Genomic DNA, 22604 nt, shown 5'->3' with positions numbered 1-22604 from the left:
GCCGCGGTGGCGTCCTGTCTCGGCTTCGTCCTCATCGGCATGCTCCAGGCGCTGTACGGCCCCTCGGTGCCGGGCCTGCGTGCGCAGTTCGGCCTGTCCCCGTCCGGTGCCGGGCTCGGTCTGAGCCTGCACTTCACGGGCGGTGTCGCGGGCGTCCTGGCCTTCAACGCGATCCACTCGCGGATCAGCAACAAGGCGCTGCTGGCGGTGAGTTACGGCCTGATGGCACTCGGCGGCGCGGGCTTCGCGCTCGCCCCGGACTGGCCCCTCGCGCTCTCCGCCGCCTTCCTCGGCGGCCTCGGCTTCGGCGGCATCGACTACGGCCTCAACCAGCTGTTCGCGGTCGGCTTCGGCGACCGCTCCACGGCCATGCTGAACGTCCTCAACGCGCACTTCGGCATCGGGGCGGTGCTCGGCCCGGCGGTGGTGGCCTGGCTGGGCCCGGACGCGTACGCGTATGCCTTCGGGGCGTGTGCGGTGCTGGCCGCGGTGCTGGTCCCGCTGGGCTCAAGTGGCGTACATACGGCCGCTGTTGAGCCGCCGGACCAGCAGACCGGATCGCTGGGCGGCCTTCCTCGCATCCTGGTCGGCTTCCTCGCGCTCTACATCCTGAACGTCGGCGTGGAGGCCGGTGTGGGCGGCTGGGAGCCCACGCATCTGGAGACCGTCGGCTACAGCGCGACCGTGGCCGCCTCGGCGACCTCCGTGTACTGGCTGATGATGACGGCGGGCCGTTTCCTCGTCGTGCCGATCACCCTGAAGCACTCCCCCGAGCGGATCCTGACGATCTGCGCGGCCGGTATGACCGTGTGTCTGCTGCTGGCACGTGTAAAAGGAGTGGCGCCGGTGGCCTACGCCGGTGTTGGGTTGTTCATCGCGCCGGTCTTCCCGACCGGACTGCCCTGGCTCAACAGGGCGCTTCCCCAGGCGAGGCGCGCCGGTGCCTGGGTCATCGCCGCGTCGATGATCGGCGGAGTGGCGGCTCCCCCGCTGCTGGGGGCGGGCATCGAGGCCTCGGGCATCCACGCCGTCCCCTGGCTGCTGACCGCGCTCTCCGCCGCCTCGCTCGCGGTGACCGTCTGGCTGATCCAGCTCACCCGGAGGTTCATCGAGTGATCGGCAGTATCGAGGTCCGCTCCCTCTCCCGCTCCTTCCACACCACCGTGCGCCGTCCGGGTTTCGCCGGCGCCCTCAGATCTCTCGTCAACCCGGAGCGGGCCGTCAAGCACGCCGTCTCCGACATCAGCTTCGACGTGGCGCCGGGCGAACTCCTCGCCCTGCTGGGCCCGAACGGCGCAGGCAAGTCCACCACCATCAAGATGCTCACCGGCATCCTCACGCCCACCTCCGGCGAGGCCCGGGTGGCGGGCGTGGTGCCGTACGAGGAGCGGGAGCGCAACGCCCGCAACATCGGTGCCGTGTTCGGGCAGCGCACCCAGCTGTGGTGGGACCTGCCGGTGCGGGAGTCGTTCTCGATCCTGCGGGACATCTACGACGTGCCGGATGCCGAACACGCCGCCCGGCTGCGGGAGTTCGACGACATCCTCGAACTGTCCGCCTTCTGGGACACCCGGGTACGCCATCTCTCCCTCGGCCAGCGGGTGCGCTGCGACCTGGCCGCCGCGCTGCTGCACGACCCGCCCGTCGTCTTCCTCGACGAGCCGACCATCGGCATGGACGTGGTGGTCAAGGAGCAGGTCCGGGAGTTCCTGCGCCACCAGGTGGAGGAGCGCGGCCGTACGGTGCTGCTGACGACGCACGACATGACGGAGGTCGAGCGGCTCGCGGAGCGGGTCGTCCTGATCAACCACGGGCGGCTCGTTCTCGACGGCACTCTCGACGAGATCCGCCGCAAGTTCGGCTCGACCTGGCAGGTGCGGGCGACGCTCGCCGACGGGCACGGCGACGTCGTACCGCCCCCGGGCATCGCACTGCTGCGGCAGGACGGCCCGCAGGTGGTGTTCGGCCCGGACGGACCCGGCGCCCCCACGGTCCACCAGGCGCTCAAGGCGGTCATCGAGCGGTACGAGGTGACCGGCGTCGCCATCGACGAGGCGGACCTGGAGGACGTCATGCGGGTCGCGTACGCGCATGCGGAGCCCGCGGCGGAAGGGGTCTGACATGGCCGTTCTGCACGCGTGGCGGGCCGCCCGCGTCACCCCGCTCGGCGAGCTGCACGCCCCGCCCCGGATGACGGCCGTCCTGGTCCGGCTGGTCGTCCAGGTGGTCCTGGTGGCGTCCCTGTGGAGCGGCCTGTACGCACATTCCGGCGCCACGGCCGGTATGAGCCGCGAGCAGGCCGTCACCTACGCCGTGCTGGCCGTACTCGCCTCCCGGCTGAGGGAGTTGGACCAGTACGCGGGCCGGGACACGGTCCTGCAGCACATGCACTTCGGCACCATCGTCTACTGGTATCTGCGTCCGCTGCCGCCCGCCCGCTACCACGCGCTGCGCGCGCTCGGCGAGCAGGTCTACGGGGCCGCGTGGGCGCTGGCCGGATACGCGGTGTGTCTCGCGGCCGGGGTGATCGAGCCGCCGGGGTCAGCGGCGGTCGCCGGGGTGTTCGTGGTCAGCCTGCTGCTCGGCCAGCTGGTCCTGTACTTCGTGATGCTGCTCCTGGACCAGCTGTGCTTCTGGACCCTCCGCAACAACTCCGCGATGCTCATCCTGCTCTTCGCGCAGAACCTGCTGTCCGGGGTGTACGCCCCGCTGTGGTTCTTCCCCGGCTGGTTCCGCACCATGAGCACCTTCCTGCCCTTCCAGGCGACGCTCAGCGTGCCCCTGTCGCTGTATGTGGGCCGGATCCGACTGGCCGACGCGGGCGGGCAGTTGGCGATCCAGGCCGTCTGGGTCGTACTGCTCTTCTTCCTCACCCGGTTCCTGTGGCGGCGGGCCGCCCATCGGGTCGTCTCCCAAGGAGGCTGATGGCCATGAATGCCGTCCGGATCGCCTGGCGCATCACACGCCTCAACATTCGCGCCCAGATGGAGTACCGCATCGAGTTCCTGCTGAACATCGCGATCGGCGCGATCTGGCAGGTCTCGGTGATCGTGTTCGCGACCGTGCTGCTGACCCGGTTCACCGGGATGGGCGGCTGGGACAGCTCTCAGGTGCTGCTGATCCCGGCGACACGGATGCTGGCCCACGGGTTGTTCGTGCTGTGTCTGGGCCGGGTGCACCAGCTGGGCCGGTTCGTCCAGGAAGGGAGGATCGACATCTATCTGCTGCGCCCGATGCCGGTCCACCGGCAGGTGCAGCTGCAGTTCTTCCCCACCAACGCCTTCGGTGACCTGACGGTCGCGGTGGGCCTGATGGTCGGCGCCCTGTCCCGCAGCCACCTCGACTGGACGGCGGGGCGGGCCGCGTATCTCATCGCCTGTGTGCTCGGCGGCATGCTGCTGGAGGCCGCCCTGTTCACGGCGGTCGCCTGCGCCGCGCTCCGCTTCCCGGCCGCCGACTACTGGGGCCGCTGGCTGGAGGAGCTGCTCGGCACCTTCGGCAGCTACCCGCTGAACGTGCTGCCCAAGGCGGTGGGCGGCTTCCTCACCTTCGGCCTCCCGCTCGCCTTCGTCGCCTACTTCCCGGCCGCGGTGCTCACCGGGCACGGACACGACACGGGCGTTCCGTACTGGCTGGCGGCCGCCTCCCCGCTGCTCGGCGCGCTCGCGTACCTCGGGGCGCGGCTGCTGTGGCGCCGGAGCCTGAACCACTACACGGGGGTCAATGGATGACGGTGACCGCGACGGCCGGGGCTTCCTCCGGACGCCTGGGCCGCCCTCGGCCGCCGTTCACGCGGTGACCAGGTCGTCCCAGTGCTCTGCGAGCTCCGGAATGGGCTGCGGAACGGGGCCGAGGCCTCTGTCGTACGGGGCCTCCAGCTCGTCGACCGCGTCCTTGACCGCCCGTTCGGAGACGGCCGGCGGCACGGGAGGAAGGGTGTAGCGGACGCCCGGGCCGTCGCAGGTGTGCGGGGAGGTGTCGGCGTGGTGCGGTACGGGTGTGTAGCTGGTCCAGTCGAGGCTGTTGAGGCGGTGGATCTGCTCGGCCCAGTGCTGGGCGTCACGCATGTCACCGCGGCGCAGATGGAGCAGATACAGGCACAGGGCGGCGGTGACGCTGCCGGCGCCCGCGGTGTAGCGCCACCAGAACTGGGCGCCCTCCTCCTGGTCCGCGAGGTACAGCAGACAGGCGAAGGTGAGGGCGCCGTCGGGGTCGCGTTCGGTGTCGAAGGCGGTGATGCGGCGGGCGGCACCGTGGTGGTGGACGGTGCCGCGGCACAGCAGGCGCAGGTCGTGCGCCGCCTGTTCGTGCAGGGCGGCCGGGAGCGGGGTGGCCCCGGCGGCGTGGCCGCAGTGCGCGGCGGTGTTGAGGAACCGCATCCAGCGCAGCTCGTGCAGGTCACGTGCGAGGTCGTGCCGGGCGGCTTCCAGGTCGGCGTAGCTGTACTCGCCCGGGAAGACGCGGGAACGGCGCAGGGCCTCCTCGATGCTGCGCGGGGTGCGGTTCACGGGTGGGTCACTCCTTGTCGTCGTCGGCGGTGTCGGGAGCGGTGCCGGGGGCGTCCTCGGTCCGGTAGCCCATGGCGGTCGCGAGCCGGTGGATCGCGGTGCGCCGGGTGGACCGGACGGTGGCCTCACGGATGCCCATGATCAGCGCCGTGTCCCTGGTGTCGAACTCGAGCACGTCCCGCAGCAGGATCACGTCGAACTGGCGCTCGCTCAGCCGTGACATCTGCCGGAACAGGCCCAGTCCTTCCTCGAGTTCGGCGATCTCCTCTCCGTACTCGGCCTGGAAGGCGCTGCGGAAGGCGCCGAGCAGGGGTGCGCTGGCCGCCCGGATGGCCCGTGCGAAGGCGAGGGTCTCGGTCGTGGCCGGGCTGCGGCCCTGGGCGGTGAGTTCGCCGTGGACACGCTGCTTGAACAGGGCCCAGGCGTAGGCGCCGGGATTCTCCATGGCCTCCAGGCGGGGCCAGATGGTGGCCAGGTACAGGAAGGTGCGGTTGACCAGCCGGCGGGCTGCGAGGGCGTTGCCGCCGAGGTGGATGCGGCTGTACTCGAAGCACGCGCGGTCGTAGCGGGCGTGGAAGTCCCAGAACTCCGGCGGCATGACGAAGTCGGAACTGCGCCTCGTGCCTCCCGCGGGGTCGGGCTGCGGGCTGGTCATCGGTGGCCTCCTTCGGACCAGGAGGCCGGGGCGGGGGGTGTCGGAGCGGGGGGAGGCTGCTGTTCGCTCAGGGCGAGGGCCCCTACGCGGACCCCGGCGCCGAGCAGACGCCGCACTAAGAACCACACGTCGGGCGCGTACGAGCGCGCCACGGCGGCGAAGGCCAGCACGAGGCTGACTACGTCGTAGTTCACAGTGACTGTTTTCCTTCTCTTCGGTCAGTGCCGTTACCGCCCGGTCCCCCGCACTGGACGGGCCTGGCACCTAGAGCCTCGTTGCTCTGGGAAACAGACAACCGGACGCGACCCGGGAAACGTGCAGTCCTTCGAACAGATCTTTCTAACGGAGGGTAACTTTCCGCTGACGGTTGGCCAGCGGCGAATTCACACCCGCGCACCACGGCGACCCGCCGCCCCTCACACCCCGTGCGCCACCCCTGCCGAACTGCACGTCCACCGAAACCGAAGAACTTCGAACGCCGTTTGCGCGAACGTGACGTGATGGACTCCGTAGGTGCTGTGCCATAGGTCACATTCACGCGGAAGGGATGCGGGCCGCCGCGCAGGATGGGGCCATGAACCCGCCCTTCGACGACCCTGCTCCCCGTCAGGTCCAGCCCGGCGAGTACCCCGCACTGGATGAGGCTCTCGCCCTGGTCAACCGGGACCTCGCCGCGACGCTGCCGGAGCAGGCCGCGCTCCGGATGATGGCCCGGCCGCACTGGGAGGAGAGCGAGCTGGAAATCGTGTACCTCTCCCCGCCCAACGGCGACTGGTGGGGCAGCAGGCTCTGGCTGAACTCCCCCGAGGCGCCCCGCGACGACCCCCTCGCCACTCTCACCGTCGTCGCCGAGGCGGCGCAGGACGCCCTCACCGAGGACCTCTGGCAGGCCTGGCCGGTGTGCACCGTGCACGACCTCGGGATGCATCTGGGCGAGGCGGACGGGCGGCCCGTGTGGCGGTGCGTCGGCACCGGGCAGGACCCCGCGCACGTACGGGCGGCGGTCGGAGAGCTCGGCACGCTCCGTCCAGGAATGTGATCACGCCAACTCCGCACGGAACCCCTGGCGCCACGACGGGTACCGCGGCTCCCAGCCCAGCTCCCGCCTCGCCTTGGCGTTGGAGAAGCCGCGGCCCTCGGTCATCATGGCGACCACCATCTCGCCGGCCAGCAGCCGGGCCAACCACACCGGGAGCCGCCGCGGCGGCTTGGCGCCGGCGCACCGCGCGAGATACGGCAGCCACGCGGCGACCGGCGCGGGCTCGTCGTCGACGATGTTGAAGACACCCCTGGCCTTCTGCTCCACGGCCAGCACGGTGGCGCTCGCCGCGTCGTCGAGATGGACCCATGAGGTGTAGCCGGTGCCGCCCCCGACGAGCGGGAACATCCGCCTGCGCACCATCCTCACCTGGTCGTCGTTGGCGCCCGGCCCGTAGAACGCGCCGTAGCGCAGGGCCGCGCCGCCGGCGCCGACGACGGCGTCCTCGAGGTGACTGAGGGCCTTGGTCCCCTCCACCACCTCCAGCGGGTCCTCCTCGGTCTTGACCCAGCCGCCCTCTCGGTTCCCGTTGAAGCTGGCGTGGCTCTGCGCGACGACGTGCGAGACGCCGGTGGCCTCGGCAGCGGCCAGCAGATGGTCGATCCCCTCGGTGCGGAGCCGGTTGGTGGTGGCGAAGAACCGCTCGGCCTTCCTCATGTCGGGCTTGCCGGCGTGCCCCTCGGAGAGGCCCGTCATCTGATGCACGATCACGTCCGGCCGGGCCCCCGCCACCGCCTGTCCGACCGACACCGCGTCCAGCCCGTCCATCACGACCCCTTCGGCACCCAGCCGCCTCAGCAGGTCCAGCTTGGCCGGACTCGTCGTCGTGGCCGTCACCTGATGCCCCCGGGCCACCAACTGCCCCACCAGCCGCCGCCCCAGGACCCCGCTCCCGCCTGCCACGAACACCCGCATGACCATCACCTTCCTGATCCCGAACCTGGTTACGAAGCCTTTCTTCGGGATCTGGGACGAGACGGCCCGGTCGTCTGTGACACGGGAACCACATTTCGCTCGCCGAGAATCGACTTGGGGTACTAGGTTATTGCCTAGGAACCCTAGGAAGGGCATTCGATCCATGGTCAGAGCCGGCCTCACCCCCGCCCGCATCGTCGCGGCGGCAGCCGACCTCGCCGACGAGGTCGGCTTCGAGAACGTCACCCTGTCCGCCCTGGCCCGCCACTTCGGCGTGAAGGACGCGAGCCTCTACTCGCACGTCAGGAACCTCGACGACCTCCGCACCCGCCTCGCGCTGTTCGCGGGCGCCGAGCTGATCGACCGCATCGCCGTCGCGGTCGCGGGACGGGCGGGCAAGGACGCGCTGGCCGCCTTCGCAGGTGCCTACCGGGAGTACGCGCTGGAGCGGCCCGGGCGGTACGCCGCCACCCAGATCCGTATGGACCAGACGCTGATCGCCGCCTCTCCCGACTTCCGCCGCACCGCCGAGATCACCTACGGCATGCTCCGCGCCTACGGCCTCGAGGAACCCGATCTCACCGATGCCGTACGCCTGTTGCGCAGCACCTTCCACGGCTACTGCGCCCTGGAGGCCACCGGCGGCTTCGGCGCCGCACGCGAGGTACAGAAGTCCTGGGACCAGGCCGTCGACGCCCTGCACGTGGCGCTCGAGAACTGGCCCCGGGAGAACAACAACGAGAACAACAGCAAGAAGAACAGTGAGGAGCAGAGCAATGGCTGAGGACCTGCACTACGACGTACGCGGCAAGGGGCCCGTCCTCCTGATCGTGCCGGGCGGGGCCGGGCATCCCATGGGATTCGCCCCCATGACGGAGGTGCTCGCCGACCGCTTCACCGTCGTGACGTACGACCCCCTCGGCCTCGCCCACGGACGGCTCGGCGAACCCGTCGGCGACCAGCGGGTGCAGGAGTGGAGCGACGGGGCAGGCCGCGTCCTCGACCAGGTCCTCGCCGAGGGCGAGTCCGCGTACGTCTTCGGGACCAGCTCCGGCGGTATCGCCGTCCTCGACCTGCTCGCCCGGCACCCCGAGCGGCTGAGCCACGCCGTCGCACACGAGCCGCCGTGCGTGGGAGTGCTCCCCGACGGGCCACGGCAGCAGGCCCTGTTCCAGGAGGTGTACGACACCTACCGCGCCGCCGGACTGCAGGCAGCCGCCGTCCGGCTGGGCGCCGTGCTCGCGGGACAGCAGCCGGAGGACGATCCGTCGGGTCAACCCCTGTCCCGCGACGAGGAGTTGGGCACCCCGATGGCCCTCTTCCTCGCCCATGTGCTGCGGCAGTTCACCTCGTACGTCCCCGACCTCCCCGCGCTCGCCGCCTCATCCGCGAGACTCACCCTCGCCGCGGGTTCCGACTCCCGCGGTCAACTCCTCCATCGGACCGCCCGGTTCCTCACAGAGCAGAGCGGCGAAGACAGCCGCTTCGTCGAGTTCCCCGGCGGGCACATCGGTGTGGCCGAACATCCCGTCGCGTTCGCCGAGCTGCTCACCGGGACGCTGGAGGAGGCGGCACACCTGCCCCTCTGACCACCTAGACTGGAGGCTTCGGGGGAGGGAGCGTGCCGTGTCTCAACAGCAGCTGGGACGCGGTCCCTTGAGATCGGACCGCACCGCACCGGAACCCGGCGGGCCGAGCGAGGCCGCACGGTTCGTCGGCTGGCTGGGCAGCCTCGGCTGCGCTGCCGCCGGGTATGCCGTGTTCCAGTTCCTGTTCGGGGTGCTGCCCGGCTCCCTCGGCGGGGAGGCCGCCAAATACCTGGTCTCGGGGGTCAGCGGGATCGGGACCGGCGTGGCCGCCTGGCTCGCGGCGGCACTGCTCAGGGCCCGTGCCGCGGCCGGCCCCTCCCGGCCCGCCACCACCGCCCCCGTCGTCACGGAACGCTCCGCGCCGGGCCCGCTCCCCCAGGTCTACGCCGCCGCGTACGGCACCCTCGTCGACAAGGTGTGCGTGGTCGACGACCCGGCCCGCGGGCGGCTGACCGGCTGGTCGCATTCCCTGGGCGAGAGCAGCCCGCCCCGCCCCACCTCCGTGGGCACGGCCTACGGCCTGCACATCATGCTCGACTTCGGCGTGCCCGACGGACGGCTGCGCACCGGCGATCTCGTCGACACGCTGTGGCGGCTGCGGCTGCCCCACGGGGGCTGGTCCGCACGGTCGCAGGGCGCGGAGCCACGGCCCGAGGTCACCGCGCTGGTGCTGGGCGCACTGGCCCGGGCGGGCGCGTCCGGCGAGCGGCTGGCCGAGGAGGTGGGCCGCTGCACGGCCGGCTTCACCCGCGAACTCGACCGCGCCGGGCGGGAGTCGACCCACGTGGTGACGACCGTGCTGCGCGGGCTGCTGCGCGCCGCGCCCGGCTCCGCCGTACTGCCCGTGCTGCGCGAGGCCCTGGCCGACGGCGCGATCAGCGACCCGCGCCGTGAGCACCTGCGCTGCTGGAGCTACCGTCTCGACCCGCCGTACGGAATGCCCTCCGCTCTGCACACCGCGCAGGCGGTGGTGGCCCTGGACCGGGCCGCCCGGGTGCTGGACGAACCCGAGGGCGCGGGTGCCCGCTCCGCCCGCGAGGACGGGGTGCGCTGGCTGCTGGCCTGCGCCGGCGCGGCCCACATCCGCTGCCCGGACCTGCGGAACCTGCGCGAGGAGGTGCGCCGCCCCCGCACCGACGACCCCGAGCGCCACGAGGTGCTGAACGTACGGCACTTCACCGCCTCCTGGGTGCTGCGCGCCCTGATGACCCCGGGCGCCCGCGAGGTCGCGGCGCAGGACGGACTGGAGGATGCCTGGCGGGAGCGGCTGGACGGGGCGGCGGCCGCCGTGTGGGCCGGGCAGACGGACGGCATCTGGTCCTGGGGCCGGACCGACAGCAGTGAGCTGCGGCATCCCATGTGGATGACCTACCAAGGTCTTTCGGCGCTGCGGGCACATGCCGTATGGATGTATCGACCGGGAGAATGAACCGGAAGCCGTAGGACGAAAAGCAGCGAACGCGGAGGTATGTGTGCATGGGCGGTCGGCAGGTTCTGGCGGCGCGACGACTGCTGGCCGGGACGCTGGACGGTGAACTGCCCGAACACGACCGGGTCGCCGCGGCCCGCTGCGTCGTCGCCGAACTCGGTTCACCCGAGCGGCTGTTGGAGCTGGTCGCCGAGCTGGCCTCCGGCGAGGGCGATCCGGAAGGGTGCGCCCGGCTCTCGTACCGGCACGTCCTCGGCTTCGACAAGCTGCTGCTGATCGACGGCGGACCGCGGCACATGCTCCGCGCCCACCTGTGGCACCCGGGCGCCGGGGCGATCGGCAAGGAGGACATCCACAACCACCGCTCCCCGCTCGCCTCCTATGTCGTCCGCGGGCGACTCGCCATGGAGTTGTACGACGTCGAAGGCGGCGGCAGGAACGGAATCCCGGCCGCCCGGTACGAGGAGTCGCTGAAGGAGGGTTCGGCGGACTGGCTGCTGGAGCCGGCCGGTCCCGCGCGGCTGCGGCTGACGCATGTGGGGCAGTACGCGGCGGGCAGCGCGTACGCCCTGCCGGCGCACACCCTGCACCGCGCCTGGTGCGACACGGACGTACCCACGGTGACGCTGTTCCTGGAGACGGGTAGCGGACGACGACAGCACACCGACGTGTTCACCGAGGCGGGGCCGCATCCGGGCGCCGTACCGAAGGTGCCGCTGGAGACGGACGACTATCTGGCAGCGCTGGGCGGACTCGCCGAGCTGCTCAGGAGTTCGTGAAGGCCTGGTCCACGATGTCGAGGTTGTACTCGTCGATCTCGACCGTGGTGAGCTCGGAGCGCTTGAGCCAGGCATAGGACTGGTCGGCCCGAGGGAGGGTGATCTGCTCGCTCAACGGCCTGACCAGGAAGTTCTCCTGCCAGTTCTTGATCTCGTGCCCCCGGTACTCGCTGACGAAGGACGACTCGCCGACCTTGCGGACGACCTCACCGAGGAGCCCCGTCTCCTCCTTCAGCTCCCGCAGCGCACCGTCCCGGGCGCCCTCCTCCGGATCGAGTTTGCCGCAGGGGACGCCCCACACTCCGGGCAGGAACTTCTCCGTCTCGCTGCGGCGGACCAGGAGCACCCGGCCCTCGTCGTCCATGACGACGGCAGCCGCCAGTCGCTTGTCGCCGGGGATGTCCATGTCCATGGTTCCTCGGTCCCTCGCCGGAGATGAGTCCAAAGGGTCTGATACCCACGAAAGTCCCTACTCTACCAAGGACTCGGCGCCGAGCGCTGTGAGCCGGGTCATGAGAGGCGGGTTTACCGGCCCGGTTCGTCCAGGTGGCGGCCAGTTCGAGGACGCGGTCGACGACGCCGGTGACGGCCCGGGCGGGTGATTCCTGTGGCGTGTCGGTCATACCGGCAGGCCAGGAGCACCTCGCATCGGTGACGGCCGCACTGTTCGCGCGTAAACCGTTCGCCTCATGCCCCATCCGTTCGAGTCACGCCCGCCCCCTTCGTCCTCGCCGGGTTGCCGGAGGACACGGTCCGGACGGGTGAAATCGCTGCTCCATGAGAGGCGTTGCGCGCGGTCGTCACGCACCGCGCGCACACCGCTCCTCGATCATCTCGGCGTCGGCGCTCGGCCGGCCTGAGACGAGGAGCGGCGCGATGACTGATCGAAATGTTCCCTGGAAGCGGTCGGGCCGGCGGCGCGCCAGGTGGGCCGCGGTCTGTGCGGGGTTCGCCCTGACGCTGGCCGTGGGGCAGCAGGGCGCGGCGGTCGCTGCCGACAGCCCGGCGCCTCCTCCGCCACCGCGGAACCTCCTGGCCCTCCCTGCGGCGGGGGTCGGCGGGCTCCTCGACCCCGAAGGGTCACCGACCGGGGCCAACGACTGGACCTGCAAGCCCACGCGTGAGCATCCGCGCCCGGTCGTCCTGCTGCACGGGACCTTCGCGAACGCCAAACTCAACTGGGGCGTGATGTCCCCGTATCTGAAGGAGCTGGGCTACTGCGTCTTCGCCGTCAACTACGGCGGGACGCCCGGCAACCCGATCAAGGCCACCGCGCATGTCCCGGACTCCGCCCGGCAGATCGGCGCCTACGTCGACCGTGTGCTGAAGGCCACCGGGGCCAAACAGGTCGACCTCGTGGGGCACTCCCAGGGCGGCGGTCTGACGCCCCGCTGGTATCTGCGGTTCGCGGGCGGCACGGACCCCGCGCACCCGAAGAAGAACAAGGTGCACAGCCTCATCGGACTGGCGCCCTCCAACCACGGCACGACCGCCTCCGGCCTCGGCACACTGACCACCAAGCTGGGTCTCAACCCGACCGTGTCCCTCCTCGTCGGTCAGGCGTACGCGGACCAGATGGTCGGCTCCGCGGTGAACACCACGCTGGACCGGGACGGGGACACCCAGCCGGGCGTCTCCTACACCGTCATCGCCAGCAAGTTCGACGAGGTCGTCACCCCGTACACGCACCAGTTCCTGACCGCGGGACCGGGCGCGACCGTCAAGAACATCACGATCCAGGACATCTGCCGCCAGGACCTCTCCGAACACGTGTCGATCGCCTACGACTCCAACGCCGCCCAACTCGTCCGCAACGCCCTCGATCCCACCCACGCCCAGCCCGTCCAGTGCGGCCTCACCCTGCCCGTGCTCGGCGGCTGAAACCCGCCACGAGGTGACGTCCGCCGCCCCGGGAAGCCGGGGCGGCACCCTTTTGACCCGGCCGCCGGCGCCCTCTCGGTCACCACCGGCTCGGTGAGCCTGCAAGTTCCCCTGTCCTTCGGCGCGCGGGGTCCAGCCCTGTGCGCCGCCACCACTCCGCGGGCTCGTGCGGCCCCCGTCGTGAGTCATCACCCTGCGGGACGGGACTCCTCCACGACGATCTCGTCCCGCACTCCGCGGAGCCGCACCCGGACCTCGGGCCCGTCGCTCCAGCGCACGGTCAACTCCCCGGCCCCGTCAACCCGTACGCTCACCGTCTCCCCCAGCGGCACGGGATCCTTCTCCCCGGTCAGCCGGGCCAGCGCGACGAACAGGGTCTCTCCCGCGCCGGTGACCCCGGTGAGCGCGTCGGAGAGCCCGGCGAGCGGCGACAACTCGGCGTGCAGGCCCACTTCCGCCGCCCATCCGGTCAGCCGCACGGTCGTCCCGGGCTCCGCCCCCGCCACCAGATGCGCTCGCACCTCCACGGCCCCGCGAGCCAGCACCACGCTGGTCACCCGGGCTCCGCCGCCCGCAGTGTGCCGGGAGGCAACCCACCCTTCCCCCACGCCCAACGGCTCGATGTCCGTCCGGCTCGGATCGCCGCCGAGGATCACGCTGTTGTCGTACGACGACGAGGGCCTGGTCACCGTCGAGTAGGCCAGGCGCGTGTAGTAGGGGTCGTAGCGGACGTCCTCGCTGCCGTGGTTGTGGAGGCGGACGATCCCGTCCGAACGCGTGGACTGCAGAAGCCAGTTGGGAGCCGCGATCGGGGTGAGTGCGTCGGAGCGCTCCGCCGGGCCCGGCTCCTCCGTTGCCGTCCACACCGGATGCTCCGGCGCCAGGAGCAGGCCGAGGAAGCCCTTGCTCGCCCAGTACGGGGAGGCGGGGCCCGAATAGCCTTGCAGGACGGCCTGGTCGGGGCCGTGCCAGCCGAGGGTGAGCAGGCCGCGGGAGTCCATCGCGCCGCGCTCCAGGAAGTACTTCAGGGCCCCCGAGGCCAGCCGGCGCGTCTCGCCCGGCGGCAGCGGAGTGTGTCCCGTCAGTGCGCCCAGCCACAGCGGGGCCGTCGTCGCGAAGCGGTAGGTGAGCGAGCGGCCCTGGTGCATCGGGGAGCCGTCGCCGCCGAACAGGCGGGCGTAATCGTCGAGATGGCGGGAGAGCCTGTTCCCGTACAGGTCGAGCAGGGCGGTGTCCTGCGCCAGCCAGGCGTGCAGCACCGGGTACAGGTGCATCGCCCAGCCGTTGTAGTAGTCGAACTTGCGGCCGTCGCCGTCGGTGTACCAGCCGTCGGCGACGTACCACGCCTCCGTGCGCTCCAGGCCGCGGTCGATCGCCTTGCGGGACGCCTCTGTCTCGTAACCGATTTCGGAGAGGAATCCGCCCACCGTCACCGGGAACAATTCCCAGTTGCAGGGCCAGGCTTCGGCGGTCAGCGCGTCCCCGAGCCAGGCGGCCGCCCGCTGTCGTACGCCGTCGTCGAGGCGGTCCCACAGCAGCGGGCGGGTCAGCCGCAGCGCGAGGGCGATCGACGCCGCCTCGACCAGGGGCTGGCCGCGGTCCTCGATCCGCGGCCAGACGCCCGCGACACCGGCCGCGAGCCCGTCGGCATAGCGCTGCAGCACGGTCTCGTCACGGCGGAAGGCCGCGGCGAGCAGCGTACGGGCGTAGCCCTCCAGGCCGTCGGAGAGCCGGCCGGACCAGCTCGTGCGGTCGCCCGGGAGGTGGTAGAGCGCGCCGCCCTCCGCGGCGTACGGCTCGACCGCGGCCAGCAGGGCGTCCGCGGTCGCCTCCCAGTGGGCACGGGTGTAGCCGGTGTGCGGACTCGCGGTGCGGTCCTCGGCGGGCAGGTGCATCGGTTCTCTTTCAGGAGCTGCGGCGACGGACGAGGGGGACCTGGGGCGCCCCGGTTCCGGTCGAGACGCCCCAGGAGTTCATCGCACCCGCATCAGACCCTCGGGACCAGATGCTGGGCGACAAGTGCGTCGCGGACAAGTCCCGCGTGCACTGTGGCTCCGTGGACGGAGGTGCGCCTTCGTCCTGGCCGTCAGGTCGACGAGTGGCGCGTGCTGCGCCGCGGCGACCGTGCGGATGACAGCAGGATGGTCCACTCCGAGGCCGTTGACCAGCAGTGCGGTGTTGTTGTTCAAAGTGCCGTCCGCATGGAACCAGCGCCGCACGACGGGAGTCACGAGCACCGGTTCGCCGCCCTTCTCCCGTACACCTGCCACCAGTGTTTCACCGTACTCTCGCCGGAGTCCGCGTAGTTGGCCGCTCTCGGCAAGCGCTCTCCAGACCCCCGGCCGATCTCTCAAGATGGCCAACCTCGCGCAGGCGAAAGCCCTTTCGCGAAATCGATTCAACTGTCACCCTCACAACCACTCGCTCCACCCCCACACCGCTTCCGGAGGAGGCACCCCCATGTCCGAAACCGCGAACAGACCGGTCGGCCGCCGTACCTTCGTCCTCGGTTCCGCCGCTGCCGCCGGGACGGCCGCCCTCGCCGGGCCGCTCGCCGCCACGGCGTCGGCCGCGGGCTTCGGCTACTCCGACGACGGGTCGAACTACGTCGTCGACACCGGCGCGAGCCTGGTCTTCAAGGTCAGCAAGACCAACGGCGACCTGACCTCGCTGGTCTACAAGGGCACGGAGTACCAGGGGTACGGAGGCAAGAACTCCCACATCGAGTCCGGTCTCGGCACCTCCACGGTGACGATCAAGCAGTCCGGTCCGACGATCCTGATCTCCGTCGCCCACGGCACCCTCAAGCACTACTACGCGGCCCGCAGCGGCGAGAACAACGTCTACCTGTGGACCAACAAGGCCGACGACTCGGTCAGCGCCACCCGCTACATCGTGCGCGTCAAGGCGGGCATGTTCCTCAACGACGAGCCCGACTCGTACACCTACGCGCCCACCACCATCGAGGCCTCGGACGTGTTCGAGAAGTCCGACGGCCAGACCCGCTCCAAGCACTACGCGAAGCTGCGGGTCATCGACTACGACTACATCGGCTGGTCCACGGGGAGCGTCGGTCTGTACGTGGTCCGCTCCAACCACGAGAAGGCCTCCGGCGGCCCCTTCTACCGCTCCCTCCTGCGCCACCAGAGCGCCGACGGCGGCGGCCTGTACGAGATCCTCTACTACGGCGAGAACCAGACGGAGGCCCAGCGCTTCGGCCTCCAGGGCCCGTACGTCATCGCCTTCACGGACGGCGGCGCACCCTCCCCCGCGCTGTACCACGCGAACCTCACCACCTCCTGGGCGGACTCGCTCGGCATCTCCGGATACGTCGCGGCGAGCGGACGCGGCAAGGTCGCCGGCGTCGGGATCACCGGGCGGAACACCGCGTTCCCGTACACCGTCGGGCTCGCCAACCCGGCCGCGCAGTACTGGGGTCCGGCCCGCTCCTCGGACGGCTACTTCTCCATACCGGGGGTGCTGCCGGGGACGTACACCCTGACCGTCTTCAAGGGTGAACTGGCCGTCCACACGGGCTCGGTGACGGTCACCGCGGGCGGTACGACCGCCCTCAACACCCTCGCGATCCCCTCGTCGAACGACCCCGGCAACGCGAGCGCCATCTGGCGGATCGGGGACTGGAACGGCTCGCCGAGCGGGTTCAAGAACGCGGACCTGATGACGTACGCGCATCCGTCCGACAGCCGGGCCGCGTCCTGGACCGGCAACGTCGTCATCGGCAGCGGGACGGAGACCTCGGCCTTCCCCTGCTACCTCTGGAAGGACGTCAACAGCGGCATCCTCGTCTACTTCAAGCTGACGGCCGCGCAGGCCGCCGCCGCGCACACCCTGCGCATCGGCGTGACGACGGCCTACGCCAACGGACGGCCGCAGATCAGCGTCAACGACTGGACGTCGTCGATCCCGTCGCCGCCCGGCCAGCCGAGCACCCGGTCGCTGACCGTGGGTTCGTACCGGGGCAACAACCACACGTTCACCTACAGCGTTCCGGCGAGTGCCTGGCTCACCGACACCAGCCGGTACAACGTGCTGAAGATCAACGTGGTGAGCGGTTCGGGGACGACGTCCTTCCTCAGTGCGGGTACGTCGATCGACGCGATCGATCTTCTGACCTGACGTCAGGTTCCGCGCGTCCACTGCTGGTTGGTGCCTCCGTTGCAGGTGTACGTGATGATCGCGGCGGAGTTGGCGGTGGACGCGCCGGACACGTCCAGGCACTCGCCGCTCGCGCGGGACGTGACGCTGACAGAGGAGCCGGAGGTGGTCAGTGACCACTGCTGGGTGGCGGCCGAGCCGCTGCAGTTCTCCTGGGTGACCGTGCTCGCGTTCTCCTGCACGCACAGGGAGCTGTTCCTGACCACCAGCTGGTAGTAGCCGCTGCCGAGGGACTTGAACCAGTACTTCTGGTTGGTGCCGCCGTTGCAGTCGTACTGCTTGATCTGGGCGCCCTGCCACAGCGACTGGCTGGTCACGTCGGCGCACCTGCCGCTGTGCCGCGCGATCAGCGTGTTGTACGTGGCGCCGGTGCCGGTGACGGTCCCGGCGGCCGTGTCGACGGTGAGCTCCGGGGACCAGGACAGGGACATCGAGGTGGAGCTCGGGAAGGTCAGCGGCAGCCAGACGTACCGGGAGTCGTTGACGGTGCCGCCGAAGGAGTTGCCCCAGCGGTCGCCCATGTAGAGGTACGAGGTGCCCGAAGTCCCCTGGACGGGAAGGACGTACGCGGTCTGCGAGCCGTAGGCGGTGGAGTCGCCGACGTTCGTCATCGAGGTCCACGGGCCGGAGAGGCTGGTCGCGGTGGCGTACTGCTGCTGGTTGGGGCTCCAGCCGGTGGCGCCCGAAGTCAGCATGAAGTAGACGCCGTCCCGCTTGAACAGGGCCGGGGCCTCGCGGTGGCCGCCCGGCCACGGGTTGGCGACCAGGGAGGCGATCCCGGTGTAGTCGGCGGTGAGCTGGTAGATGTGCAGGTCGTAGTTCTCGTTGGCGGCCGAGACCATGTAGGCCGTGCCGTCGGTGTCGACGAACGTGGTGATGTCCCGGGACATGTACTGGCCGAGCGGCTGGAAGCTGCCCTGGTAGGTGTAGCTCCCGTCGACGGTGTCGGAGACGGCGACGGCCGCGCGGGCCTGGCTGTAGTCGACGCCGTTCTCCTTGTGCATCCACAGGACGAACTTGCCGGTGGTGGCGTTGTAGATGACCTTCGGGCGCTCGATGTAGGCGGTGCCGAGCTCGGCGGCGGACGACTGGGTCAGGACGTGGTTCCTGAACTCCCAGTTCCTCAGGTCGGTGGAGCGGTAGGCGTCCACGTACCTGAAGGTGTTGTCGCTGTTGCGGTCCTCGCCGAACCAGTAGTAGTACGCGCCGACCTTGATGACGCCGCCGCCGTGGGCGTGCACCGGGTTGCCCGAAGTGTCGGTGAACTGGACGCCGTTGGGGACGGTCTGGGCGGCGGCCTGCGCCGGGCCGGCGGCCGCGAGGGCGCCGACCAGGGACAGGCAGAGGGCGAGCAGTACCGCGTAGGCACGTCTCATGTCATGCCCTCTCCTTCGCGGAGCCGGCCACCGAGGCGGCGACCGTGTCGGCCACGGGCACGCCGAAGTGGGGGGTGCCGTCCTGGTTCCAGCCCAGCTTCTGGATCCGGGTGTGGCGGTTGGGGTCGTTCAGGGGGTCGCCGGTGATCTCCTTGTACTGGCGGGCGTGGTAGACGAGGACGTCACTGCGGCCGTCCTCGGCCACCGTGAAGCAGTTGTGGCCGGGGCCGTACTGCTGGGTGGTGTCGTTGCTGGTGAAGACGGGCGTCGGTGACTTGGACCAGTTGGCGGGGTCCATCAGGTCGGCGTTGGCGTCGACGGTCAGCAGGCCCATGCAGTAGTGGTAGTCGGTGGCGCTGGCCGAGTAGGAGAGGAAGAGGCGGCCGCCCCGGGCGAGGACCGCGGGGCCCTCGTTGACCTTGTACCCGACGGTCTCCCAGTCGTACTCCGGGGTGGAGAGCCTGATCTGAGGGCCCGTCAGGGTCCAGGGGTTCGCCATCCTCGACAGCCACAGGGCGGTGTTGTTGTCCATGCCGGGCTCGTGCTGGGCCCAGACGAGATAGCGGGTGCCGCGGTGGCTGAAGGTGGTGGCGTCCAGGGAGAAGGTCTCCCAGGCGGTCTTCACCTGGCCCTTCTCCACCCAGGTCCCCTTGAAGGGGTCGGGGCTCGCGTTCTCCAGGACCCAGATGCGGATGTCCCAGATGCTCTCGGCGGGCGCGGAGGCGAAGTAGATGTACCACTTGCCGCCGATGCGGTGGATCTCCGGCGCCCAGATGTGGGCGCCCATGGCGCCCGTGGCGTGCTTGGTCCAGATGACGGACTCGGGGGCGGTCGCAAGGCCGTTCAGGGTGCGGGAGCGGCGCAGGATGATGCGGTCGTACTCGGGGACGGTGGCCGTGAAGTAGTAGTGGCCGTCGGCGTGGCGGTGGATGTACGGGTCGGCGCGCTGACGGACGAGGGGGTTCACGAACGGGGCCGCCTTCGCTGTCGGCGCGGCGGTGGCCACGGTGGGGGTGGCCGCCAGGGCGCCCGCGGCGAGGGCGGCTCCCTTCAGCATCAGGCGACGGCTGGCTACTTGGGGCAGGTCGTTGTTGCGGCTCATGCGGCTGCCTCTCAGGGGGGACGTTCGAGGTAGCGAACACCATCTGTCATGACGAACGCCGAAAAGGTAAGGGTGCGGAACGAGGAGGTCAACGGGTCTGACGTGACGGGCAGACAGCGCTTTCTCCATTTCGGCCGTACGGCAGCTTTTCTGTTATCGGCGGCCCTCCCCGGCCGTCTCCTCTGACGTGCGCAGCCATACCCCCCACCAGACAGCAGCCGTCGCCGGAGCCCTCGCGGCCGTCGCCGCCCTGCTCTCCACCGCTCCTCCCGCAGCCGCCGCCGGTACCCGCGACGTCACCGCCGAGGTGCTCGCCGACCGGGACGTGACGCTCACCGGCGACGCCGTGGTCACCGTGCCGTCCGGGACGACCAGGTACGACGGGGTGTTCCGCGGCGAGGGCACGCTCACGGTGCGCGGCGGCGGGACGCTGGTCCTCACCAAGGACAGCGACTTCACGCTCCCGAGGTCCCGTCAGCGGCAGGTCGTGCGGACGCAGGGCGGCAACCACCCGTACGTCACCACGGCCGACGCCGACCCGCCCGCCATCACCGTCGAGCGGGGCGCGACCCTGCAGTACGGCGACGGCGGGACGACCGGGCTGATCGGGCACTTCCCCTACAACACCCCGGCGTTCCGGCTCAACCAGGACAACATCCGGGTCGACGGCACGCTGCGGCTGTCGCTGACGAGCGCCTACAACCTGGGCACGATCAGCGGCTCGGGCCTGATCACACAGCCGCGCTTCCTGTGGGGCAGCTGGGCCCTGTCGGGCACCCACTCCTTCTCGGGGGTGATCGACAACGGCACGCAACTGAGCGCCGGCGCGCCGGAGTTCGCCACATCGCTGCCGAACGTGCGCAAGGTCCTCAACCAGGGCACCTGGACCGTGGACACGCCTCTCGGTCAGACCGTCACCATGGGCATGGACTTCTACCAGCGCGAGTACGGCAGTGACATCAACGTCCAGTCCCGGCCCGGCAGCAAGGTGATCCTGACCGGCCAGTACAGCTGGTCGAACCAGGGCGGCGACACCGACCCCTCACTCAGCGACCCGTCCCTGAACTGGACACCCGCGCACAAGAACGTCAACAAGCGCGGCACCAACATCAAGGGCGCGAACGTCCAGTGGGGCGACGGCACGACCCACAAGATCTTCATGCCGGGCACGGCAGAGACCGTTTACATCAACTTGCTCGCGGCGCGCTTCCGTTCGCTGCTCACGTTCGACTACGACGGGCCGGTGACGCTGGGCGCCCCCATCGGCGGCGGCAGGTTCCACGACACGCTGGCCGCGCCCGGCGCCGGGGACATCGTCATCAAGGGGACGAAGGGCAACGACGTGACCTTCGCCGCCGTCCAGTACTACAACGGCTCGACGACGGTCGAGAAGGGCGCGGTGCTGCGACTGGGCAGCGGCAGGCCGGGAGGGGACAGCGGGCTCTACACCAAGGGTGACCTCTACAAGGTGGTCGACAACGGCTCGCTGGTGCTGAACAACACGGGCAAGTCCCTGGCGCTGTCCCGGATCAGCGGCAGCGGATCCCTGACGCAGACCGGGGCCGCCACGGCCACCCTGACGGGAAGCCAGGTGACGTACACCGGCACGACGACGGTCGGGAAGGGCACCCTGGCACTGCGCTCCGGCGCGACCCTCGTCCACAGCAAGGCGATCAGACTCGACTCGACGAGCTCGCGGCTCGACCCCGGACCGTCCGGACTGCGCGTGGCCACCACCCTGACCGGCAAGGGCACCGTGAAGGGGGCCGTGACCAACGACGGTGTCGTGGCGGGCGGGGTCACGGTCTCCGGGAGCTACACACAGAGCGCGAAGGGCGAACTGGTCCTGGGCGCCGCGCCGTTGAAGGTGACGGGATCATCGGTCCGACTGGCCGGAGACCTCGACCTGTCGGCCGCCGGGACGAAACCGGCCCCCGCGATCACCGTCATCGAGCACTCGGGGAGGTCGAGGACCACCGGCGCCTTCAAGGGGCTCAAGGAAGGCACACGCCTGAAGCTCGCCGACACCACGTACCGGATCAGTTACCACGGCGGCGACGGCAATGACGTCACCCTGACCGCGGCCACCGGGAGCCACTCCCCGACCGCCACCCACCCGGACACGGCATCGTCCGGCGTGGCGGCGGGCGGCACCGCGAACAGCGGCCTCGGTTGGTGGCCGTATGTGCTGGCGGCGGGGCTGCTCGTCGGGCTCGTGGTGCCGGCGGTGATGCGCGGGCGCAGCGGCGGGCGGAGGGGTGGACGGCATGCGGCGCACGGTTAGCCGGCGCCTCACCGGCTCACCGGCTCACCGGCTCACCGGCTCACCGGGACAGCGTGGACGCGCTCGCGGGTGCGCTGGGCCGGCCAGTACAACTGCGCGGCGGCCGACAGGAGGTAGGGCACGCAGCCGGTGAACGTCGCGATCAGGACGAGGACGCGGAAGGTGGTGTCCGGGCCCGCCGTGTAGTTCAGGGCGATCAGGAGCGTGCCGAGGAGGGCCACGGCCCAGACCCCGAAGCCGGGCACCCCGCCCTTGCCGACCCTGGGGATCGGTGCCGGGAGGAGGCCGTCGCGGGCGGCGGCGTACGGCATCTGCGCGGCCCTCAGGATCCAGCCGTTGAGGCAGCCGGTGATCGCGTTCACGACGTCGGCGAAGGGGGCGCCCGAAGTCACCAGCCGGTCGTGCGGGACGAGACCGAAGACGGCGACCGTGCCGAGGAGGGGGACGAGGGCGGAGCCCAGGGTGCGGAGGAGGCTCGCCCGGCCCACGGGGCGCTCCGGGTTCTCGACCTCGCCCGCGTGGCCTGCGGCCGACTCGACGCCGAGGAAGCTGTAGAGCAGCAGGGCGGCGGCGAGCGCGCCGGGCGTGCTGTCGCCCGAGGGGTTGAACGGGCCGAAATTGCCGTCGACACCGCCTGGACCGCGCCGACCCAGCGGGTCCCGGCGAAGTTCGCGGCCGCGGGCAGCCGCAGCGCGGCGAGGGCCACGACCGCTTCGGGGGCGTGGTTGCCGTGCAGGGGGACGAGGACGTCGACGTATGCGACGACCGCGGCGGCGAGCGCGGCGATGCTGAGCCAGCACATCGTCCAGTACGACCAGGCCGACACGAACCCGGCGCACGGGCCGACCGCGTCGCGCGGGTCCTCCCACAT

At 70.7% G+C, this 22604-nt stretch carries 20 protein-coding genes and 2 pseudogenes; 12 read left to right on the top strand and 10 right to left on the bottom strand.

The features are described 5' to 3' along the window. Window positions 1-39 precede the first annotated feature (39 nt). Genes ACWC1K_RS07360 through ACWC1K_RS07345 form a run of 4 tightly spaced genes read left to right on the top strand, consistent with a single transcriptional unit; the run spans window position 40 to window position 3731 of the window. Window positions 40-1116, top strand: coding sequence for an MFS transporter (locus ACWC1K_RS07360; RefSeq protein WP_450829345.1), 1077 nt, complete (start codon window positions 40-42; stop codon window positions 1114-1116). Beyond that, the gene (locus tag ACWC1K_RS07355) at window positions 1113-2120 is read left to right on the top strand and encodes an ABC transporter ATP-binding protein (RefSeq protein WP_450829271.1); all 1008 of its coding nucleotides are present in this window, start codon (window positions 1113-1115) and stop codon (window positions 2118-2120) included. The genes ACWC1K_RS07360 and ACWC1K_RS07355 overlap by 4 nt, the downstream gene beginning before the upstream one ends. A 1-nt stretch (window position 2121) precedes the next feature. Next, window positions 2122-2925, top strand: a complete 804-nt coding sequence (locus ACWC1K_RS07350) for an ABC transporter permease (protein ID WP_450829270.1) — start codon at window positions 2122-2124, stop codon at window positions 2923-2925. 5 nt (window positions 2926-2930) lie between these two features. Then, on the top strand, window positions 2931-3731 hold the full coding sequence (locus tag ACWC1K_RS07345; protein WP_450829344.1) for an ABC transporter permease: 801 nt from the start codon (window positions 2931-2933) through the stop codon (window positions 3729-3731). A gap of 57 nt (window positions 3732-3788) precedes the next feature. Here ACWC1K_RS07345 and ACWC1K_RS07340 read toward each other — a convergent pair whose 3' ends face one another. From ACWC1K_RS07340 to ACWC1K_RS07330, 3 genes are read right to left on the bottom strand one after another with little or no spacing between them, the layout of a single operon-like run. Further along, entirely contained in the window at window positions 3789-4508 is a 720-nt protein-coding gene (locus ACWC1K_RS07340) for a hypothetical protein (protein WP_450829269.1), read from the bottom strand. A 7-nt stretch (window positions 4509-4515) separates the two neighbouring features. Next, window positions 4516-5163, bottom strand: a complete 648-nt coding sequence (locus ACWC1K_RS07335; RefSeq protein ID WP_450829268.1) for a sigma-70 family RNA polymerase sigma factor — start codon at window positions 5161-5163, stop codon at window positions 4516-4518. Continuing rightward, window positions 5160-5357 carry a hypothetical protein gene (locus ACWC1K_RS07330; RefSeq protein ID WP_123968235.1) on the bottom strand — a complete coding sequence of 66 codons (198 nt, stop codon included), beginning with the start codon at window positions 5355-5357 and terminating at the stop codon, window positions 5160-5162. The genes ACWC1K_RS07335 and ACWC1K_RS07330 overlap by 4 nt, the downstream gene beginning before the upstream one ends. A 380-nt stretch (window positions 5358-5737) precedes the next feature. On the opposite strand from ACWC1K_RS07330, the gene ACWC1K_RS07325 reads away from it, so the two are divergent. Then, a complete protein-coding gene (locus ACWC1K_RS07325; RefSeq protein ID WP_450829267.1) occupies window positions 5738-6202 on the top strand; it encodes a hypothetical protein in 465 nt (154 codons plus the stop codon). On the opposite strand, the gene ACWC1K_RS07320 is transcribed toward ACWC1K_RS07325, so the two are convergent. Beyond that, complete coding sequence (locus tag ACWC1K_RS07320) at window positions 6203-7117, bottom strand: NAD-dependent epimerase/dehydratase family protein (RefSeq protein ID WP_450829266.1); 915 nt, start codon at window positions 7115-7117, stop codon at window positions 6203-6205. A gap of 163 nt (window positions 7118-7280) precedes the next feature. On the opposite strand from ACWC1K_RS07320, the gene ACWC1K_RS07315 reads away from it, so the two are divergent. From ACWC1K_RS07315 to ACWC1K_RS07300, 4 genes are read left to right on the top strand one after another with little or no spacing between them, the layout of a single operon-like run. Continuing rightward, complete coding sequence (locus ACWC1K_RS07315; RefSeq protein ID WP_450829265.1) at window positions 7281-7901, top strand: TetR/AcrR family transcriptional regulator; 621 nt, start codon at window positions 7281-7283, stop codon at window positions 7899-7901. Then, a complete protein-coding gene (locus ACWC1K_RS07310) occupies window positions 7894-8706 on the top strand; it encodes an alpha/beta fold hydrolase (RefSeq protein ID WP_450829264.1) in 813 nt (270 codons plus the stop codon). The genes ACWC1K_RS07315 and ACWC1K_RS07310 overlap by 8 nt, the downstream gene beginning before the upstream one ends. Before the next feature lie 37 nt (window positions 8707-8743). Then, a complete protein-coding gene (locus ACWC1K_RS07305) occupies window positions 8744-10135 on the top strand; it encodes a hypothetical protein (protein WP_450829263.1) in 1392 nt (463 codons plus the stop codon). Window positions 10136-10182: 47 nt separating this feature from the next. Beyond that, window positions 10183-10914: a hypothetical protein gene (locus tag ACWC1K_RS07300; protein WP_450829262.1), complete on the top strand. Its 732-nt coding sequence runs from the start codon at window positions 10183-10185 to the stop codon at window positions 10912-10914. Here ACWC1K_RS07300 and ACWC1K_RS07295 read toward each other — a convergent pair. Then, window positions 10901-11320 (bottom strand): NUDIX hydrolase, encoded by a 420-nt coding sequence (locus ACWC1K_RS07295; RefSeq protein WP_450829343.1) that lies wholly within the window; start codon window positions 11318-11320, stop codon window positions 10901-10903. The two genes, ACWC1K_RS07300 and ACWC1K_RS07295, sit on opposite strands and share 14 nt — an antisense overlap. Before the next feature lie 470 nt (window positions 11321-11790). On the opposite strand from ACWC1K_RS07295, the gene ACWC1K_RS07290 reads away from it, so the two are divergent. Continuing rightward, complete coding sequence (locus tag ACWC1K_RS07290; RefSeq protein WP_450829261.1) at window positions 11791-12795, top strand: esterase/lipase family protein; 1005 nt, start codon at window positions 11791-11793, stop codon at window positions 12793-12795. Between the two features lie 188 nt (window positions 12796-12983). Here ACWC1K_RS07290 and ACWC1K_RS07285 read toward each other — a convergent pair whose 3' ends face one another. Together ACWC1K_RS07285 and ACWC1K_RS07280 are read right to left on the bottom strand one after the other, a co-directional pair. Further along, window positions 12984-14690: a DUF2264 domain-containing protein gene (locus ACWC1K_RS07285; RefSeq protein WP_450829260.1), complete on the bottom strand. Its 1707-nt coding sequence runs from the start codon at window positions 14688-14690 to the stop codon at window positions 12984-12986. A gap of 92 nt (window positions 14691-14782) precedes the next feature. Then, window positions 14783-15074: pseudogene (locus ACWC1K_RS07280) on the bottom strand (carbohydrate esterase); the annotation flags it as partial. A 181-nt stretch (window positions 15075-15255) separates the two neighbouring features. Between ACWC1K_RS07280 and ACWC1K_RS07275 the strand changes: the two are divergent. Continuing rightward, complete coding sequence (locus ACWC1K_RS07275) at window positions 15256-16932, top strand: rhamnogalacturonan lyase B N-terminal domain-containing protein (RefSeq protein WP_450829259.1); 1677 nt, start codon at window positions 15256-15258, stop codon at window positions 16930-16932. Window positions 16933-16934: 2 nt separating this feature from the next. On the opposite strand, the gene ACWC1K_RS07270 is transcribed toward ACWC1K_RS07275, so the two are convergent. Next, window positions 16935-18347 carry an RICIN domain-containing protein gene (locus tag ACWC1K_RS07270; RefSeq protein WP_450829258.1) on the bottom strand — a complete coding sequence of 471 codons (1413 nt, stop codon included), beginning with the start codon at window positions 18345-18347 and terminating at the stop codon, window positions 16935-16937. Window position 18348: 1 nt separating this feature from the next. Continuing rightward, window positions 18349-19449: a glycoside hydrolase family 43 protein gene (locus tag ACWC1K_RS07265; protein WP_450829257.1), complete on the bottom strand. Its 1101-nt coding sequence runs from the start codon at window positions 19447-19449 to the stop codon at window positions 18349-18351. Window positions 19450-19636: 187 nt separating this feature from the next. Here ACWC1K_RS07265 and ACWC1K_RS07260 point away from each other — a divergent pair, with 187 nt between their 5' ends. Further along, on the top strand, window positions 19637-21733 hold the full coding sequence (locus ACWC1K_RS07260; RefSeq protein ID WP_450829256.1) for an autotransporter: 2097 nt from the start codon (window positions 19637-19639) through the stop codon (window positions 21731-21733). Between the two features lie 35 nt (window positions 21734-21768). Here ACWC1K_RS07260 and ACWC1K_RS07255 read toward each other — a convergent pair. Further along, window positions 21769-22592: pseudogene (locus ACWC1K_RS07255) on the bottom strand (APC family permease); the annotation flags it as partial. Window positions 22593-22604: the final 12 nt, after the last annotated feature.

Source organism: Streptomyces sp. NPDC001492, assembly GCF_053597275.1.
The sequence above is the reverse complement of the archived record's forward strand: the minus strand, read 5'-3'. Positions and strand labels throughout refer to the sequence as shown.

Coding starts and splice junctions, on each gene's coding strand:
- ACWC1K_RS07265 (WP_450829257.1), bottom strand. CDS start 19,449: ATGAGCCGCAACAACGACCTGCCCCAAGTAGCCAGCCGTCGCCTGATG.
- ACWC1K_RS07325 (WP_450829267.1), top strand. CDS start 5,738: ATGAACCCGCCCTTCGACGACCCTGCTCCCCGTCAGGTCCAGCCCGGC.
- ACWC1K_RS07320 (WP_450829266.1), bottom strand. CDS start 7,117: ATGCGGGTGTTCGTGGCAGGCGGGAGCGGGGTCCTGGGGCGGCGGCTG.
- ACWC1K_RS07350 (WP_450829270.1), top strand. CDS start 2,122: ATGGCCGTTCTGCACGCGTGGCGGGCCGCCCGCGTCACCCCGCTCGGC.
- ACWC1K_RS07360 (WP_450829345.1), top strand. CDS start 40: ATGCTCCAGGCGCTGTACGGCCCCTCGGTGCCGGGCCTGCGTGCGCAG.
- ACWC1K_RS07345 (WP_450829344.1), top strand. CDS start 2,931: ATGAATGCCGTCCGGATCGCCTGGCGCATCACACGCCTCAACATTCGC.
- ACWC1K_RS07300 (WP_450829262.1), top strand. CDS start 10,183: ATGGGCGGTCGGCAGGTTCTGGCGGCGCGACGACTGCTGGCCGGGACG.
- ACWC1K_RS07315 (WP_450829265.1), top strand. CDS start 7,281: ATGGTCAGAGCCGGCCTCACCCCCGCCCGCATCGTCGCGGCGGCAGCC.
- ACWC1K_RS07290 (WP_450829261.1), top strand. CDS start 11,791: ATGACTGATCGAAATGTTCCCTGGAAGCGGTCGGGCCGGCGGCGCGCC.
- ACWC1K_RS07275 (WP_450829259.1), top strand. CDS start 15,256: ATGTCCGAAACCGCGAACAGACCGGTCGGCCGCCGTACCTTCGTCCTC.
- ACWC1K_RS07270 (WP_450829258.1), bottom strand. CDS start 18,347: ATGAGACGTGCCTACGCGGTACTGCTCGCCCTCTGCCTGTCCCTGGTC.
- ACWC1K_RS07310 (WP_450829264.1), top strand. CDS start 7,894: ATGGCTGAGGACCTGCACTACGACGTACGCGGCAAGGGGCCCGTCCTC.
- ACWC1K_RS07285 (WP_450829260.1), bottom strand. CDS start 14,690: ATGCACCTGCCCGCCGAGGACCGCACCGCGAGTCCGCACACCGGCTAC.
- ACWC1K_RS07295 (WP_450829343.1), bottom strand. CDS start 11,320: ATGGACATCCCCGGCGACAAGCGACTGGCGGCTGCCGTCGTCATGGAC.
- ACWC1K_RS07335 (WP_450829268.1), bottom strand. CDS start 5,163: ATGACCAGCCCGCAGCCCGACCCCGCGGGAGGCACGAGGCGCAGTTCC.